This is a genomic window from Bradyrhizobium sp. CB82 (assembly GCF_029714405.1).
GTDB lineage: Bacteria > Pseudomonadota > Alphaproteobacteria > Rhizobiales > Xanthobacteraceae > Bradyrhizobium.
Window position 1 is genome coordinate 8162101 of sequence record NZ_CP121650.1, and the last position, 16613, is coordinate 8178713.

A 16613-nucleotide genomic window follows, 5' to 3' on the forward strand; every position below is an offset into this window, starting at 1 on the left:
GAACAACACCATGGACATTGGCTCCATAAGCACTTTGGAATTAGTGGCTCTGGGAATTGCCTCGGTCCTTCTGCTCGCCGTTCTCCTCGGCTGGCGGTGGGTTAGTCGGGGCTTCCGCGATTTGTAGCTGAGATCACCTCTCCGCGTCAGCTTGAGAGATAGGCATTGACGTTTCTTGCGACGTTCGCTGGCGGCTAATCACCGCCTCCTGGGCCGACTGCCTTCGGATTTCCTTTGGCAACCAGCAGCGAAGATTTCCAGACAAGCATCTAAAGGCTACATGGATCCCAATGATCCGCTCGGCTTCAGAATTTGGACAGCTGCCAAATTAGCTGGGATAAAAGTGTGCTCTACGGTGATGTTTTATACGGAAACATAGCCTGAATTTTTGAGATAGTTGGCGCATCCCTCTTTGGAGAAGATATCGAGGAGTTCGCCGACCTTGCGCTACGTTGATTCAATCCCGCGTGTCTCGGCGGCTCGCATTAGGTGTTTGAGCATGACGAAGACCTGATGCTGTAGGGCGGCACGAAAAGTCGCTGCGCTCCTGTTGCGCGGATAGCGCTGCCAGGCGCCGGCGAACTGGAAGTGGGCAGTGCTCCTGCGCTTTAGGACGTTTCCGGCGATTACACCAGCCAACCTTCAGGCGGAAGATCAACGCCTCGACACACCCCACGCAAGTGTCCTGACTTCGCGACGGTCGCGGAGGCATTCTTCGCAACCGTTGCACTTAAAACGTGGCTTCATCGGGTCGCAGCCCAGCCTACATGGGAACAAACGCTATCGATGCGATGCTAGCTGCACGCCTAGATGCGCCCAGAGAGCACCCGGCACGGCTGCTGTCCCTGCTACACGCAGTGAGCATCAAGGTTTCGGCTGCGCCGCTGGTGTTCGACTCTGCGATGCTGTTGATGAAGCTGCTCCAGCTTGGAAGACGTGGTGGACGCACTGCAATGCCGCATATCGGCGATAGTCGGGATGGCGGCAACGGTGAGGACTACTGACTCTAGTAGGTCTGTTGGTCATCGGCATGAGCTAGTGAGTAGAGCCTTTTTGACAGACACGCCTCGCGCACCGAAAGGTGCGTGCTCGGATAGGAGAATCTCGATGCGGTTGACCGCGCTGCGCCCCACCTCTTTAGCGCTGATCCTTTTTGCCTGCGGGGTGATGGGGAGCGCGCAGGCCGACGATCCGCCGGCGCGTGCCGAGGCCACGACGCCGGCCGGCCAGAAGGGCGGCTCCGGCGAACGCGCCGGTCAAGCGCAGAGTACGCCGTCGGCGGCCGAACAGCATCGCCTGCCGCCGGACTCTAGCACTGGGCAAAAGCTTGAGCTCCCTGGACGGACGCTCTCTTTCGTCGCGACCGCCGGCTCCATCCGCCTGTTTGACGACAAGGGCGAGCCGCAGGCCGACATCGTCTATACCTCGTATCAGCTTGACGGCACCAATCGCAGCACGCGCCCGGTAACATTCTTTTTCAACGGCGGACCTGGCTCATCATCGGCCTGGTTACAGCTTGGCAATGCTGGACCCTGGCGGCTGCCGATCAATGCTGACGAGGTGACGCCATCTACTTTTCCGGAGGCGACGCCAAACGCAGAGACTTGGCTCGATTTCACGGATCTTGTATTTATCGACCCCGTAGGCACCGGCTATAGCCGTTTCGTTGCGACCAACGATGATGCGCGCAAGCGGCTCTATTCCGTTGACGGCGACGTCAACGCGCTCGGGCTGGTAGTCCGCCGCTGGCTTGAAAAACATGACCGGCTGTTGTCGCCGAAATATATCGCTGGTGAAAGCTATGGCGGCATTCGTGGGCCAAAGCTTGTCCACGAGTTGCAGATTCGACAGGGCATAGGCGTCAAGGGCCTAATCATGGTCTCGCCGTTGTTCGACTACAGCCAGTACGCTCGCACGAGCCTTCTGCAACACGTTGCAAGGCTGCCAAGCTATGTCGCGACGCAGCGTGAAGCCAAGAGTTCGGTCAAGGGTTCGGTAAAGCGATCCGATCTCACTGACGTGGAAGCTTATGCACGCGGCGAGTTTCTGGCCGATCTCATCAAAGGCCAAACGGACAAGGAAGCGACCACGCGTCTGGCCGATAAGACCGCGGCGCTGACCGGCATCGACCAGGCGGTGAGTCGCAGGCTCGCGGGCAGATTCGACCTCGCCGTGTTTCGCCGTGAATTTGATCGTAAGAATGGCAGGCTAATCGGAAACTATGACGCCTCGGTGCGTGGCATTGATCCCTATCCGGACTCCGATTTCCCACCTTCTGGCGATCCCTCGAGCGATACGCTGTTTGCGCCTCTAACCAGCGCCACTGTCGATCTCCTTACGCGCAAGCTAAACTGGCGGCCGGACGGCTCCTATGAGCTCCTCAACCGCACAATCGGGCAGGCTTGGGATTTCGGCCGTAGTCCTCCAGAATCGCTATCTGAGCTACGCCACATCCTTGCAACGGACCCAAAGATGAAATTGCTGGTCGGGCACGGCCTCTTTGACCTCGTCACGCCCTATTTCGGATCACAGATGGTGCTCGACCAATTGCCACCATTTGCCTCGGCACCGCGCGTCAAACTTGTAGTCTTTCCGGGCGGCCACATGTTCTATTCACGAGACGCCTCGCGCCAAGCGTTTCGTGCAGAGGTCGAAGCGATGATGAAGTAACCGGACGGCGAACCTTTCAATTACCCACAAATTCTCCTCCGACCATGGCGCCCAGCGCGATGTCGGCGAGGCGTGACAGCCCGCGCCACATGACCGTATTGCCGGGCGGCGGATCGCTGGCGCGGGCGAGATAACCGCCGAGCCGGGCAATCTTGATCAGATAGTGCGAGAGCGTTTTCCGTCTTGCTTTTGGTTTGTCGTTGACGAGGCGATCGAGCACGCCGATTGCAGTCGCAGTCAACGCGAGGGTTGGTGGCGCGTCTGGGGCGGAACGGTTGAGCATCGTCATCCAGAAGACCCGCCAACTCAGGATGCAAAAGAGCGAGATCAGGTTGGTCAGACGCTGGGCGGTCCTGAGCTTCGACTCCTCAGCTTTGCAGCCCGATTTGAGGATCTTGTGGAACACCTCGATCTTCCATCTCAAACCATACCATTCCAGCTTCTCAATGGCGTCGGTGCGGGAACCAACAGGCAGGTCGGTGATCAGCTTCCAATCGATCTTCTTTCTGTTTTTCGGCGTCCCGCGCTCTTCGGCATGGATCACCGTCAGGGTCAGAGCGGGATAGCGCTTCTGCTTTCCGATCGGCGGCAGGACGCGAATCTTGCGATACCTGATCTCAAGAATGGCCTGGTCGGGATCGCCGTTGCTGTCTCTGACTTCGATGCGATGGAGCCCTTTGACGGCGACCTCGTCCATTTCGTCGGCGATCGTGTGATCCCCGTCTCCAGCCAAGCGGTCGACGCAGGTCCTGATCAGGAAATGAGTTCCGACCTCCTGTGCTGTGCAGAAGAGCTCGTAGATGTCACTCTCGCGATCACCAATATGGATGCATCGTCCCGGATGATCCAAGAGTTGCGTAGACTGCTTGAGATTCTCCAACCACCGGACGCTTTCCTTTTTCTCGATGGGAATCCGGGTCGGATTGATCTTCTTTTTAAGCGCTGCCGTCCCCTTGAATTTCTTCCGGGTCCAGAACTTAACGGCCGCCAACCCCAGCGGCACCCCCTCGATTGTAACCGCGAGGCTGGAATGCATCAGGATGCCGCAAACCGTGTGCGATCTGAGGCGACCTGCCTTATCCCGTCCACTGTTTATGCTCTTGGTGATGCCGATCGCTTCTGACTTCTCGCGTTGATAGCTGAACTCGGTTGTATCGTGCAGCACAAGAACGAGACCTTCAGTGGCGGCGGCACGATCGCGTGTTGATTGAAAATGGCCGGCCAGAATGTCCACTTCGCTGACCCGGTCGTTAGAGAAGAAGCGGTAGGCTGCCTTGGTATTCGCCCAATCCTGGCAGACGAGCGGAATGCTTTGTCCCATGGCGCTTCCAATCTGCGTGAGCAGTTTGCGGAATCTGTCGCCGAGCCGCGCGTCCCTAAACTCGCATCCACTACTCTCTCGATCAATCCAACATTCACCTTCCAAGGACCGCAAACAGCCTTTTGCCGATCGATCCCTTAATGTCAGCCCCATAGAGCACCCCTCGCGAATCAGGTGCTCAGAAAGGAATCACAAGTGATTCTTTCGATTCAAGATTTCGCCGATCAGCGGATCAGCCCGAGTGGTCAAAGTTATGGGTAATTGAAAGACGGCGAACAACGGCGAACAGGTCACAAGCGGGTTTCGCGTTCGCACTCGCATAGTATAATTTTTCAGCGAAATGCAGATGAAATCCTAGGCGCGTGATGTTGTTGTAGGAAACATAGCCTGAATTCTTCAGATGGTTGGCGCATTCCTCTTTGGAGAAGACATCGAGGAGTTCGCCGACCTTGCGCCACGTTGCTTCGACATCGTTCTGCGCGGCTCGCATGTCAAAATACCCGCTGCAGACCAGCTCGCTAGTTTCGCTCTCACCTTACGGCCAGAGGTTAATCGGATGCTTGTGGCGAGGATAACACCAAGCCGAGGACGTCTGAAAGTTGCCTCGAGAGATCGGCGCAGACGTTTGATCTGCTTGGCAAGTCCGTATCGCCACGGCGCAGGACAACGCCTCTCTATCCGAGCGAACGGTCGCCCGCAGCGTTCCGCCTCAGTCAGCTCAGGTAATATTTATTGAAGAGTTCGCCAAGCTTAGTAGCCTTGATCTTTTTCAGAATAAGTTTGCGCAGGAACGCAGGTCCCGGGATCTCAATTTCATTGCCGTCACGCAGTCTACCCATTGCTGCAAGCAACTTGCGAATATCATAGGTCGAGTTGAATACCTCGGGCACGCCACGTTCAATCTTGAGGAGGATATAAACCGCTTCCATCGCCGTCCGAACGGAGTATTCCGTCGTGAAGATACAATCCCGCTCACCGGACTCCGCGAACTGGCCAATGAAGGCGAAATTGATCGCCTCTTTCGGCACGACATCTGGCCGGTCACCCGCCTGCCGAGGCATGAAGAAGGAAGTGACGTAGGGCATCATCACCGGTACCGTCTTGGCGGCCCCTGCGGCAAGTTCCGGTATGGTCGCGACCGGCACACCGAGGTGATAAAGCCATTCTTGCGTGATCTCCTCGCCCGTACAATCTTGCATCGGCTTCCTCACGTAGTCGCCGGCTTTATCGACGAATAGTGAATAGACCCAGACGACGAGTTGATCGCTGGGCTGGTGCTTAAAATGCGGCTGGCGGTTTGTGGTCCAACTGAGCAACCAGCTCGAATCTTTCACGGTAACGATGCCTCCTGTGACGACCTTGCCGCTGAACGGATCGCGTTTAGCGATCTTGCGGATGTATGGCGGAATGCGTTCGTCCAGGGTCGTGATCGTCGCCGATTCCCATTTGCTTGCAGAGATATCGCCGCAAAAGACATTTGGACGGCCGAAGGCGGCATCCTTCGTCGCAATACGCCGCCACAGATCCCAGGCGGGCGCCGGTCCTTCGTTGAGCCTGGCGGCCGTGTGATGGTCCCCCATGTCCGAATTTTCAGTCAGCGACCCGATCGTCACGAAAACAAGATCGTCGGCGCCAATAATGAGACTGCCCGCATTGCCATTCTCAAGCCAGCGGATGGCTGTGGCTTGCTTGCGTCCGCATGTTATGTCGAAATCGATATCGGTGACTTCGACGCCGTAGCGAAAGTTGACTCCTTGCTCCAACAGCCATTTGTATAATGGGAGAACAAGCGATTCATATTGATTGTACTTGGTGAACTTCAGCGTGCTGAAATCCGGCAAGCCGCCGATGTGGTGGATGAATCGATGCAGATAAAGTTTCATCTCGAGGGCCGAATGCCATTCTTCAAAGGCGAACATGGTCCGCCAATAGAGCCAGAAATTGCTGTTGATGAATTCCCTCCCGAACACTTCGTCGATGCGCTTGGTCTCCATCTGCTTACGAGTGGCAAGAAAAAGGGCAATCAGCTCTTTCTGGGCCTCTTCACTCAGAGTGAAGAGGCCATCGGTATGGGCGTCCTGCCCTTGGTTCACCGTCGCCCGCTGTAGTGTGTAGTTCGGATCATCCTCGTTCAGCCAATAAAACTCGTCGAGCACGCTGGCGCCTTCAAGTTCGAGCGATGGGATCGAACGAAACAGATCCCAGAGGCACTCGAAATGATCCTTCATCTCTCTGCCACCTCGAATCACGAATCCCTTTCTGGATCCTGACTGCCGTCCAACGCGCCCCCCGGAACCTTCTGTCGTTCGAGGATGGTGATACGGTCGCCACGCATTTGCCCGTCGCGGATCAAGAAGGCCGCGCCTGAGAGCGCAGCCAACCCCGAACCAACGAACCAAGCCGTCTTGCTATCCACGCCAGCGGGTTTGCGGGGCCGAGCAAAAGCTTCGTAGTTTCCACTGCTGTAATACATCGCGACATTCCATCTCTTTTGATCTGACAATCCGTCCGCTGATGGTCAGAAGATGTTTTCGATCGCCTGACACTTCTGCGGGACGCCGATCGTCAGACCGCCATCGACGACGATTTCGGACCCGGTAAATCGATTTTTTTATTGCGCCTGTCGCACCAAAATCATGTGAGATTTCAAGCACTCAAGTCCACTCGTGGCGGCTCGGCGCGACACGGGGCGCGACAAGCTTGTGAATAGCGCGGATTGAGAACGAACATCTCGGCGCGTGCACCATCTGCATGCCACCATCGGTCGTTGATTCGCAGAGACCGGCCGGGGAAGCCAGGTCAAATCTCAAACTATCGGACCTCGTACTCGCTGCGAGTGAAGATCATTAAGGACGCTGACAATGGCTCAGGATTTCTACGATCGCAACGGACGTGCGACGCACTACGTCGATAACAACGGAACATTCTATATCTGGAGCGGCCAACCCATCGGCTTCGTGCAGGGAGAAGAACTCTATGCAATATCTGGTCGCCATGTCGGCCGGATATCGTCAGGATGGATTCGAGATCACAACGGACACGGTCTAGCATTCTCGCAAAATGTTTCTGGCGGCCCCGTTACCCCCAATGCGGTCACTTCCTTCTCATCGCTGCCGTCTTTACCTCCTCTAAGGGGCCTTCCCTCTGGCCTGCTCGTGCGCATGCACGAAGGGCGGTGCGACCAGCTCGACCTTCTGCCGCGGCAGCTTGAGATCATTGGCTGCGAAAGCGGGTGTCGCCAGCATGAGGGCGGTCGCGGCGGCGCTGATCAATGCGGCTCTGCGGGTTAACATTGGAAGCATCCTTCATCTGAATAGATTTTGATGACGGGACCCACTCTGCGCTTCCTGTTGCAAGAGAGTTTGCGCGGCAACAACCTTTCGCCTGATTTGCCTCCGGAGCAGTACTTAGGTTGGTTACCGGAGCAGGATCTTCCCGCTGCACTTTGAGCGAGCGCAAGGTGGACCGGCCGAGTCCGGGATAGCCAAGGGACCTGCGGGCAGGCGTTCCGCAAAAAATCTCGACATCAGGATGGATCAAGACATGAGAGCGGATCTGGCGGCGAGCTATGGCGACGAACGTCTGCCGCGCTATACGAGCTACCCGACCGCCCCGCATTTCTCGCCCGCGGTCGGCGCCGAGGCTCACGCCCAATGGCTCGCCGAGCTTCCCGCCAGCGTCAGCGCCTCGCTCTATCTGCACGTGCCGTTCTGCCGGAAGATGTGCTGGTACTGCGGCTGCCATACCCAGATCGCCCGCCGCGACGATGTGATCGCGGCCTATCAGCAGACGCTGCGCCGCGAGGTCGAACTGGTGGCCGGCACCATCGGCCGCCGCATCAAGGTCGCGCACATCCATTTTGGCGGCGGCACGCCGACGATCATGGCGCCCGAAGCCTTCACGGAATTGATGGCTTCGATCCGGCAGGCGTACTTCGTGCTGCCGTCGGCCGAGATCGCGATCGAGATCGATCCGCGGACGCTGACGGCCGAGATGACCGACGCGCTGGCGCTTGCCGGCGTCAACCGCGCGAGCCTCGGCGTGCAGAGTTTCGATCCGCGCGTGCAGCTCGCGATCAACCGCGTGCAGAGCTTCGAACAGACCGCTGCCGTCACCCGGAATCTGCGGCGCGCCGGCATCAAGGGCGTCAATTTCGACCTGATCTACGGACTGCCGCACCAGACCATCGCCTCCTGTCTCGACACGGTGCGGCGCAGCCTTGAGCTCGAGCCCGACCGCTTCTCGGTGTTCGGCTATGCCCATGTGCCGGCCTTCAAGAAGCACCAGCGCAAGATCGACGAGGCGGTCCTGCCCGACGGCCTCGCGCGTCACGATCAGGCCTGCGCGATCGCCAACGCGCTGAAGGATGCCGGCTATGTGCAGATCGGGCTCGACCATTTCGCACGTCCCGACGACGCCATGGCGCTTGCCTTCGAGAGCAAGACGCTGCGTCGCAATTTCCAGGGCTATACGACCGATGTGAGCGACGTTCTGCTCGGCTTCGGCGCCGGCGCCATCGGTCATCTGCCGCAGGGCTACGTCCAGAACGAGGTATCGATCGTCGCCTATGCGAAGGCCATCGAGGCCGGCCTCCTCGCAACCGTCAAGGGCTACGCGCTGACCGGCGACGACCGGCTGCGCGCCGACATCATCGAGCGAATCATGTGCGACTACGGCGCCGATCTCGGCGCGATCTGCGCCCGGCACGGCGCGCGAGCCGATGCAGTGCTGCAATCCGCGCCGCGGCTGAAGACGCTGATTTCCGATGGCGTAGTCAGGCTCGAGGGCGACCAGCTCGCTGTCGCCAAGGATTCCCGTTTCCTCGTTCGCAGCGTCGCCGCCGCCTTCGACGCGCATCTGGACGTCGCCAGGCAGCTGCACAGCCGGGCGGTGTGAACCACCGTCATTCCGGGGCGCGCCACTTGGCGCGAGCCCGCAATCCATTTCTCCACTTAGGTCGTGGCACGATGGATTCTCAGATGCGCAATTGCGCATCATAGCTCGCGCTTGCGCGCGCCCCGGAATGACGAGGCCAGCGGAACCGGCCCCAGCTTGCTCTCCAACAAAGAGCGTCTCGCCAACGCCGCTATCGTCTCACCGGAACGGAGTAGCCCATGCCCTTCCGATCTGACGATCTCGTCGACGACATCATGCGCACGGCGCCGCATACGATCCGCGTGTTCCTGAAGTTCCGGATGGCGTGCGTCGGCTGTCCGATTGCCTGCTTCCACACTGTCGACGATGCCTGCCGCGAGCACGCGATCGATCGCGAAAAATTCATCGCCGCACTGTGCGAGAGCGTTCCGGCGTGATCAACGCGCCGAGCCGCCGTCCGTGCTCTGCTCGGCCAGGACAAAGATCCGGTGCGGTTCGCGCAGGATGATGCGCCGGCGGCCGCTTTCGACGAGGCCCTGGCTCTCCCAGCCGCTCAGGATGCGGCTTACGGTGTGCGGTGTGGTGCCGGTCATCTGCGCGATGTCCTGGCGGCTGATCGGAAAATCGATCTCGATGCCTCCATTGCCGGCCCTGCCGTCGCTGCGCTGAAGTCGCTATAGCGTTGATGAACTGTTTGGTAGCAAACGCACGGTCGCAGCTGCGCTGATCTGTTGATTATTGATGCATATGGAGGCTTTAAGAATGGCCGACGTTTCTGCAATTGCGGCTGCTATCTCGGCATTTAAAGGGGCTAGTGACATTGGACACGCGATGATCAATTTGCGTGACGCGACAGCATTTCAGTCGAAGCTACTAGATTTCCAATCAAAGCTTATAGAGGCAAACGCAAGTGTTTTCGCGGCTCACGATGAACGAGCTGACTGGCAGATCGCCGACCTAGAAGAACAGATCGAAAAGCTAAAAGCGCAGCAGCGCAAGTTTGATCGCTACAATTGAAGGACTACGGCATTAACTCTTTCGCTTATGAGCTAAAGGCATCTGAAGCAAATGGTGAGCCAATCCATCGAGCTTGCGCCACCTGCTTTCAGGACGAGCGCATCAGTATACTGCAATTCTCTCACCAGTCCGAGGGACAGGATTGGTACACCTGTCCGCGATGCAAGGATCCTCAGCATTTTGGTGCGCGGGTCCGGAGGGAGTCATATCGTTCGCACCACAGCGATTTTTAAATCCGCAGTTCGGTCCGAATAACCCAATGCTGCGGTCCGCTCAGTTCGGTTAGCGCCCACACCAGTGCGTCAACACGATCGGGGGAATAGCCAAGGCGCCCCCGATCGAAATCGCTCGTGAAAGCGCACATCTGATTCTCCAACGTGGAGAAATTGCCGACGTGGTGCACCTTGCGTTGCTCATAGAGAGCGGCGATCGGTTCGGCGCGCACCACTTTACCGCGGCTGGCGTGAACTGACTTGAAGCTCACGCTCGCATCCAGCGCGCGAATCGTCGCAGCTCGTAGGCGCTCAACGGTAGCTTGTCTTCCCTCGACCGATGTCGATCAGGCAGCTCAGCGCGGTCTCGGAGCGCTCGAGCAGTTCTCTCCCCGACGGCCCGCCCGCAATTTCGCCGTCGCTGGGTCGGCTTCGTGACCTGCGGCGTAGCCCCCTGTGGCCTGCATGTACCGCACGCATTCCGCGATGATTTCCGAGCGTGTGCGTGGTGCCGCCTCCGACGATTCCTAAGAAACGGCATCGCCGACGTTCGGCTCCAAGGGCTGGAGAACGAAGCCGAATGCCTTGGCACGCCGATGCAAATTGTTGACCACTCGCGTCCGGTAGCGCGTCTCGTAGGACGAGGCCCCGGGATCGACATAGTCCATTCCGTATCGCACAGCATTGTAGAACAGAACTGCGATCTTGCGGGCCGTGGCGGTCACTGCCTTGGCCTTACCGATGCGCGATGAAAGTCTCCTGTAAAAGGCGCCGAGCGCAGTATCGGTGCGTCCGACGGTGACGGCAGCAAGGCGCAGAAGCGCCGCCGCCCGGCCGCCGGATCGGCGCGTTCGGGACGAGAGCCTTTTGCCGCCGGAGACCTTGTTGCTCGGCGCCAGTCCTAGCCAGGAGGTAAAATGCTTTGCACTTGGCCACGAGGAGAGGTCGTCACCGCATTCAGCGATCAGCTTCAGCGAGAGGTAAGAACCGAGGCCGTCGATCGTGGTGATGTCTTTTCCCAGCAACGCGAACAGCGCCTCGCGGACGTCGAAAGCTAGAGCGTTCGCCTGATCGGTTCGATTCCGACGCAGCGAGGCCGGCGGTGCTGGTCCATGGCCACGTCCGCGATGGTTGCTCAGTTCCTTCAACACGGCTTCGATCCGGGCGTCGCAGGCAGATGCCTTCTCGTGGTAGGTGTCGTAAAGCGCAAGTGCCTGCTCGAGCGCAAACAGATGCTCGGCTCGGTAGCTCCCGGTGAGCGCCTTCGCAATCGTCTCGGCACTGGCGTGGCAACTGTAGTGGCGCAAGCACGCCAGCGCCTCGGGATCGCGCTCGCCGGCAAGGATCGCGCGTATGATACGCAGGCCGGTCGCGCCGGTGATGTCGGCGACGACGTGGTGGAGCTGAAGATTCATCTCCGTCAAGGCCTTCTGCATATGCTGGATGTGTGAGGCCGCGTACTCCAGCAGACGCTCGCGCTGACGCACGTAGGCTCGCAGTTCGGCAATCTGCCCTTTGGGCTGAAAGCTGGCCCGCAGCAACCCGAATGAATGGAGCCGCTGCAGCCATTGCGCATCGCTGACATCGGTCTTACGCCCCGGCACGTGCTTGGCATCGCGCGCGTTGACAAGAAACACGGTAAATCCCCGGGCATCGAGAAGCTCGAAAATCGGAATCCAGTAGACGCTGGTCGATTCCATGACGACGGTCTCGACGCCGCATTCCGTAAACCAGTCGACCAGCCGATGCAGATCGGCCGTGAAGGTACCGAAACTGTGGACTGGCTCCGGTGCGCGATCTGCCCTAACGGCCGCCATATGCATGGTGGCGCCAACGTCGATGGCAGCCGCGTTCGGGTGCACCATCGGCATCTTACCGCCGTCCTTCGACTTCGATCTTTTGGGATTCATCTGTAGCTCCTCCTGACTCCGGCGGAAGGGCTGGGCTGCGCAATTCATTCAAATTCCTAAACGGGATCGCCGAGATGGCGTCACCACTCTCAAGTGCGCAACAGCCCATGGACCAGGTTTTTTGACGGGGTCACGTGCCACCAAAATCGTATCGGCCGCTCCCTTCCGGCCGCAGTCTAGCGGTTACCCGTTTCTATCCCACAGGGGGCGCGCAGCGCCCCGCTCAGTTTTTTGGAAGCAGTTCGTCGTTGCGTGCTAAACGCTTTTTAACCTTGGCCATAGGAGGGCCTCCGTGTGGTTTGGGGTTAGAGCCGGGGCGGAAGGTCGCGCTTCCCCTCGGCTTGCTTTTCGTGGCACCATGAATTCATGGCAAAAGCAATTCGTGACACCATGACGTCATCAAAAAGCGGGCTCCAGCGACGGGACACCCAGTCACGGTTCGACTTCAGCCCGAATTGGCAAAAGAATTAGACGGTTGGCGCCGCAAGCAGCCTGATTACCCGGCCGCCCCGAGGCGATCCGGTGGTTGCTGGAAGCCGCGCTAAAGGCGAAGAAATCGTGACTCCACTGGCAGAACCGACCGACCTTGAGTTGATCCGCAAAATCGCTGCTGCGGGCGGCAGGAAATACACCGCCGGAAACATTGACCGCGGAAAATATCAACGCCTCGTGGCATTAGGCTGGCTGACCGAAGTCTCCGTCAACATCAGTGATGTCGTGTACGAGGTAACTGAGGCTGGGAAAGCGGCCGCGCGACTGAAATAAGGTGATTGCCGCCGCGAGTGCCGCGGGGATTCAAGCCGAGGTTAGTGTGGCGCAGATAGCGACTCACGAGACATTAAAGGAATCATCGTCAATCTCGTCAATGCGTCGCACCAAGTCTGCTAGCCCCTCTGCCTACGTCTTTTCTTCCTCTTTCCGCGATTTCCTTTTTGTCTGCGATCCCCGAGGCCACGAGATGAGTGCGCCGCAAACAAGGGCGAGACCAGCGACGATCAGCGAGATACCGAGAGCGCGCATACTTGCGAGCCCCACAAAGAGAGGCATTTTACCTCAGTTTGGCGCGCGAGGCGCGTTCCTTGTCGACGCCAAGGTCTTTGAGGGTCCCCTTCGGCGCGCCGCGAAGATTGATCAAAGATACGCAGTAGCGGGTCTGGGTTGGAACCTATGTGGCAGATGGAATCCCGGCTGCCAAGAAACCTTGACCGCCTGCAGTGGGCTGACGACATCCACCAAACAACCCATCCTCAGACATGGAAATAGACCAGAGGCAAATAGATGTATGTCCACCAGGCGAAGCCGGCCAATCCGGCCAGGACCAGCATATCTTCGTTGGTCATGGGGATCTCCGAGAGCAGTTTCGATTACCCTCCAACCAACGAGCGGCAGCGCGCGTTTCAATCGCGCATCAAATATACTTTAAAAAAACGGAACATTTTGCGCCGCGCGTAGCCGCGCCCGGTTCATTATTTCGGGGCTGGCGGAAGTGCCGGCCGGGGCCGGACGCATCCACAGCCTATCTGGGGCGCCCAAAAGTGCGAGTTGTGCACCGTCTCTCCACAGGCTTCCAATAGCCAGGGGGTGGTAGAGTCGTTCCCGTGATGGGGGACATCCCAATGACCAATTGGCAATCTGATCTCGATGCGCTCATCGCGGAAACGAAGGCGTTCGTTGAAAAAGCTGGTGCCAAGCGCCGCCTCGGCGACGAATACGATGCGGCGCAGGATCGTGGCGAACTTCGCAGCAATGGCGAGCGCAGCTTTTCCAGCCCGGAAATGGTGAGCGGCACCGAGTTAGTGCCGCCAAACGAATTGCACGAAGCGCGCCTAATACGAGACGGGAGTAAATGATCCAGGCATCGTTCGCCGCGTGCTCGACGAACAACTTGCGCACGGCGAGGAGCCGACCAAAGCCTCACGGCGTCAGATTGTTGCCGACCCGAACCAGCGCGAAGAAATCCTCCAGCGTGTCGCAAGCTTCAGAGCGCACCAGGAACGCTTTATGAGGGAGCGAGAGGATTTTGCGGCAGCGGAATTGAGAAGAATGTGGGGGGCGCGCTAGTATTTGGCTTCAGAAGGCCTCAGGCCGCCGCGCCGGGGCCGCGCTGATGCGGTATTTTGCTTGGGATCTGTGAGGTAGCGGACGCCAGAAAGGCCGCTCCACGCGACGCCCCAGCCGCATCTAGCGTCCTAGCCGCTGAGTCGTACGTTGACGGCTTTCGGCCGGCCGCTTCGCTCATCGTTGACGATGTCATAGCTCACGCGCGCGCCCACGTGGTGCTCAACGCCGCGCGGGAACGACGTGGCATGCACGAATACATCTGAGCCGCCGTCGTCAGGCCTGATGAAGCCGAAGCCTCGATCGGCGATCCACTTTTTGATAACTCCCGACGCCATCCGTCTGCTTTCCTTTTTGCTGCCGTTCGAGTTCTAAGCCGCCATCCGTGCCACATTCGGTCGCGGGGTCTTCTTTGGGGCCGCCGGTGCTAACGGAGATCCGAGAATTTCCTTCAGTTTGTGGCGCAAGACGCGCTCAAGCTGATCTTCTAGGCCGAGATCGGTCAACATCCCATGAAGCCCAACGAGATGGATACGGTCATAAGCCTCGATGAACGCGAGACCCTTCTCGACCCAAGTCTTATGCATGCACCCACTCACCGCTCGGAGGATCGGCACGGTCAGCGCCGCCGCACCATTGCTGCTTTCAAAGACAGTGCGCAATAGCAGCGTGACTTGCTCTTCGCCCTTGGCGGTAAACCGCTTCGGGTCGATGCCTCGCAGAAGATCGTAGCGTCGTAACAGCGTCTGCAAATAACCGGTTTGGCCGCTTCCGTGAGAGCGAGATCCTGCGGCATATCTTCGAGCGCGTGGTTGCAACGTGAATGGCAGCGGGCCTCGTCAAAGGCGAAGGGTTCGCGTTGGATGCAAGCGTGATGGAAGCCAACGCAGCCGCTACCATGGTAAATCCTGCGGCGCGCGCGTAGTGGTCTGACCGCTTCACCCAAAAAGGATACGACAACCTCGATCTCAGGGTGGTGCTCGCTAACGTCACCCCGCCCGCGTGGCGGTACGCGAATCCCGCTCACCTTGCTGCCGATTGACGCGCACCGACAGATGCGGCACGAAACAAGCGGATAATATTGGGTCCGCGCGAATGCATAAGGACGATCGTGCAGGCATCGGTCCGTCGATCGGCGCCTGCACGTTCTGCTCAAGCGGCAGCGCTATCAGATCTCATCGACCGACAGAAAGGCCACCCAACAGACAGTCTCAGTTTCCTTACCATGGAGGCCGAAACCGGGCGATAGCATCCGAGCGCCGATGATGGAGCCGACGTCGCCGAACGACTGCTTAGCGAGCCGCGTTCAGCGACAAACCGACATGTTCTGGGTTCAGTCTTGTCCATCGTGCCTCGTCTGCCAGAGATCCTAAGCGATCCTACATAAAGTCGTAGCCATCGTCGGACCGATCCGAAACGTGCCCTGTTTCGGTATCGCTGGCCTCTTTGGATAGATATAGTGCGGGTTTGTCGGCCCGCTGCCATTGACCGTTACTGTTCTTCGTCCACCTATCGGGATATTGAGTGGGATCAAGCACCATGTTATCGGCATCCACATCGACAAAGCCAAACTGCCGCGAGCGGGCCCTGGCCTCTTGATTACCAGGACGGGAATGGAGCAGCGCCCCATCGCCGTCTAGCCGAAGCTGATGCTCCAGCAAGATATCGCCGGCGTTCTCGACGAGCGGATGGACCACCCGAAGATCGACGGTGGACGTGACTTCAGTTCGCCCGGGAAACTGTTCCTGCCACTGTTCTCCTTGGAACACGTCGCCCATCTCAAATCCGCCTTCTGTTCTTAAAAGCCCGACACTGGTGTTGCCGAGCTGATAGCTGAAATAGCGCGCGCTATCCGTATCGTATTGCGTCGTGCCGTATTTCTTAGCGATCTTTTTTGTGCGCTTGGCCTTTGAGGATATGTGAGACGAATACTCTTGTGGGTTCGCGCCAATTTGCCTGATCTCATCGCCATGATACTCCCTCGCTTTGTCAGCGAATTGGCGCCTTGAGATCTCCACGACAGGAGGCCTGTCAACCAGCGAGTACGACCGTGTTCCTGACGAAGACGAACCCAAGTGCATGTTTGCGAGCGCGTCCGCGAAGCTGTCGCTGTCCGCCGAATATCTGGGCTCGTCGGCCTGGCTGGCGTTGCTGAATTGGCCGGATGAGCCATTGATTCGGCTATACATGTAGTTTTTCTCCTATCAGTGAAGTTGCTTGGCAGCGAGTTCAGGCTGCGCAAGCGAGCGCGCCTTCATATTTGTCCCAGCTGACGCCAAGCTGACGTACAGGTCAGAATATGCAGACGGCTTCCACGCGGCCGGCGTGCTAGCTGCGATCACGACAGCGCACACGCAGGCTCGCGTGACGTTGCTTGCAGGACAGCGTTCGCAACCTTGGCTCGAACGCGCGTGACAAATTGCAACTTTTGCCCAGTCTCTGACCGCCCGCACTGTCGCGAGAGCTAACCGATATGGCACCTTGAGCCTCGTTATCACCCTGGCGGGCGTGTCGCCCGATCTAACGGGTGACAGAGACCGCTTTCGCCGG

13 protein-coding genes and 4 pseudogenes are annotated in these 16613 nt (G+C 58.6%); 7 read left to right on the forward strand and 10 right to left on the reverse strand.

Annotated features, from left to right (window positions below; all coding sequences use genetic code 11):
- The first annotated feature begins 857 nt into the window (after positions 1-857).
- Positions 858-1004: a hypothetical protein gene (locus QA640_RS39075; RefSeq protein ID WP_283037960.1), complete on the forward strand. Its 147-nt coding sequence runs from the start codon at positions 858-860 to the stop codon at positions 1002-1004.
- A 103-nt stretch (positions 1005-1107) separates the two neighbouring features.
- Positions 1108-2670 (forward strand): peptidase S10, encoded by a 1563-nt coding sequence (locus QA640_RS39080; protein ID WP_283037961.1) that lies wholly within the window; start codon positions 1108-1110, stop codon positions 2668-2670.
- Between the two features lie 16 nt (positions 2671-2686).
- Here the strand turns inward: QA640_RS39080 and QA640_RS39085 are convergent, their stop codons facing one another.
- The 4 genes and pseudogenes from QA640_RS39085 to QA640_RS39105 all read right to left on the reverse strand — a co-directional run.
- The gene (locus QA640_RS39085; RefSeq protein WP_283037962.1) at positions 2687-4144 is read right to left on the reverse strand and encodes an IS4 family transposase; all 1458 of its coding nucleotides are present in this window, start codon (positions 4142-4144) and stop codon (positions 2687-2689) included.
- Between the two features lie 79 nt (positions 4145-4223).
- Positions 4224-4481, reverse strand: coding sequence for a hypothetical protein (locus QA640_RS39090; RefSeq protein WP_283037963.1), 258 nt, complete (start codon positions 4479-4481; stop codon positions 4224-4226).
- 223 nt (positions 4482-4704) lie between these two features.
- Positions 4705-6464, reverse strand: a pseudogene (locus QA640_RS39095) (oleate hydratase).
- A 673-nt stretch (positions 6465-7137) separates the two neighbouring features.
- A pseudogene (locus QA640_RS39105) lies at positions 7138-7284 on the reverse strand (nitrite reductase, copper-containing); the annotation flags it as partial.
- 250 nt (positions 7285-7534) lie between these two features.
- Here QA640_RS39105 and hemN point away from each other — a divergent pair.
- Together hemN and QA640_RS39115 are read left to right on the forward strand one after the other, a co-directional pair.
- Complete coding sequence (hemN, locus tag QA640_RS39110) at positions 7535-8887, forward strand: oxygen-independent coproporphyrinogen III oxidase (protein WP_283037966.1); 1353 nt, start codon at positions 7535-7537, stop codon at positions 8885-8887.
- A 218-nt stretch (positions 8888-9105) separates the two neighbouring features.
- Positions 9106-9303, forward strand: coding sequence for a DUF1858 domain-containing protein (locus tag QA640_RS39115; protein WP_283037967.1), 198 nt, complete (start codon positions 9106-9108; stop codon positions 9301-9303).
- Here QA640_RS39115 and QA640_RS39120 read toward each other — a convergent pair.
- A pseudogene (locus tag QA640_RS39120) lies at positions 9304-9504 on the reverse strand (helix-turn-helix domain-containing protein); the annotation flags it as partial.
- Positions 9505-9628: 124 nt separating this feature from the next.
- Between QA640_RS39120 and QA640_RS39125 the strand changes: the two are divergent.
- Positions 9629-9883: a hypothetical protein gene (locus QA640_RS39125; RefSeq protein ID WP_283037968.1), complete on the forward strand. Its 255-nt coding sequence runs from the start codon at positions 9629-9631 to the stop codon at positions 9881-9883.
- A gap of 229 nt (positions 9884-10112) precedes the next feature.
- On the opposite strand, the pseudogene QA640_RS39130 reads toward QA640_RS39125, so the two are convergent.
- Together QA640_RS39130 and QA640_RS39135 are read right to left on the reverse strand one after the other, a co-directional pair.
- Positions 10113-10361: pseudogene (locus QA640_RS39130) on the reverse strand (ATP-binding protein); the annotation flags it as partial.
- 261 nt (positions 10362-10622) lie between these two features.
- A complete protein-coding gene (locus QA640_RS39135) occupies positions 10623-12005 on the reverse strand; it encodes an IS110 family transposase (protein ID WP_283037969.1) in 1383 nt (460 codons plus the stop codon).
- A gap of 522 nt (positions 12006-12527) precedes the next feature.
- Between QA640_RS39135 and QA640_RS39140 the strand changes: the two genes are divergently transcribed.
- Both QA640_RS39140 and QA640_RS39145 read left to right on the forward strand, forming a co-directional pair.
- Positions 12528-12770 (forward strand): TenA/THI-4 family protein, encoded by a 243-nt coding sequence (locus tag QA640_RS39140; protein WP_283037970.1) that lies wholly within the window; start codon positions 12528-12530, stop codon positions 12768-12770.
- A gap of 851 nt (positions 12771-13621) precedes the next feature.
- The gene (locus QA640_RS39145) at positions 13622-13855 is read left to right on the forward strand and encodes a hypothetical protein (RefSeq protein WP_283037971.1); all 234 of its coding nucleotides are present in this window, start codon (positions 13622-13624) and stop codon (positions 13853-13855) included.
- 339 nt (positions 13856-14194) lie between these two features.
- Here the strand turns inward: QA640_RS39145 and QA640_RS39150 are convergent, their stop codons facing one another.
- The 3 genes from QA640_RS39150 to QA640_RS39160 form a co-directional block, all read right to left on the reverse strand.
- Complete coding sequence (locus QA640_RS39150) at positions 14195-14401, reverse strand: cold shock domain-containing protein (protein WP_283037972.1); 207 nt, start codon at positions 14399-14401, stop codon at positions 14195-14197.
- 33 nt (positions 14402-14434) lie between these two features.
- On the reverse strand, positions 14435-14815 hold the full coding sequence (locus tag QA640_RS39155; RefSeq protein WP_283037973.1) for a hypothetical protein: 381 nt from the start codon (positions 14813-14815) through the stop codon (positions 14435-14437).
- A 627-nt stretch (positions 14816-15442) separates the two neighbouring features.
- Entirely contained in the window at positions 15443-16252 is an 810-nt protein-coding gene (locus QA640_RS39160; protein ID WP_283037974.1) for an Effector protein NopP, read from the reverse strand.
- Positions 16253-16613 lie beyond the last annotated feature (361 nt).